Origin of the sequence: Clostridium sp. AM42-4, from assembly GCF_003480105.1 — a bacterium.
In the GTDB taxonomy this organism is placed as follows: Bacteria; Bacillota; Clostridia; order Lachnospirales; family Lachnospiraceae; genus Brotaphodocola.
The window spans coordinates 1,084-1,948 of record NZ_QUIK01000043.1 but is presented as its reverse complement, the minus strand read 5'-3'; the positions used below and the strand labels follow the sequence as shown (position 1 = coordinate 1,948).

Here is an 865-nt window from a genome sequence, read left to right as displayed (position 1 = left end):
ATGAAAATCCACCTTCCGCTTGATTGACGATCATTTTCATACCGGATGCAATTGGTAATTCGTATTTGTTGGTTATGTAAAAATTCTCATCAGCATCGGCGAGATAATTTTTCACGAGTTCATAAACCTGTTTACCATTGATTTTTGCAACATATAATGCTGTATCTGAACTCTTCGCTGTCATCATGCCAACCCGGCTATTGGTGCATTCTCCTTTGTACATAGAAGAAGTGAAATAATAATATGGCGCCAGAGCCAGCTGTGCATCATTTTCTTCTCTGATCGTAGTTAAAATGGAAGATGCTGCATCACGGCCATTTCTATCGTTCAGTGAAATGGAATATTCATTTTCAAAATTCACCGTTGCTTTTTCTTCTGGAGCTTTACGATTCATTACACTGCAAAAAATATCATAAGCCTGTGTTTCATCCATTTCCCCTGACAGTAATCCGTGAACAGCCTCAAGACTTGCATAAAAAGATTTTTGAGCGGAATATCGGATATAAACGGCATTATTATTAATTTCCTCTTCCAGTCCAGGCACATCCTGCATCATGGTTGGAACATCTGTATTCAATGAAATGACGCCGCTTCCATCCGCAATCAGCTTTTGCCCTTCTTCTGAAATCATACAATCCAGCACATCCAGTGCAGTATCCAGTTTCTCCCGGTCTTTTTCCAGATTTTTGTTAAATGCAATGTTTAAGGACGGAGTCATGTATACATAGGATTCATCCGATGTCTGTGAAAAGTAGGGAATACGGATCAGCTCCGCATCCATCTGGTTCTGCAGCTGCTGCATAACCGTCGGATGTCCATGAAACATTGCTGATTTTCCCTCGACAAACATCTGGGTTCCTGTATC

Annotated in this window: 1 pseudogene; it reads right to left on the bottom strand. The window is 40.6% G+C overall.

The features are described from left to right. Positions 1–631 (bottom strand): annotated as a pseudogene (locus DW922_RS17170) (carbohydrate ABC transporter substrate-binding protein); the annotation flags it as partial. Positions 632–865 lie beyond the last annotated feature (234 nt).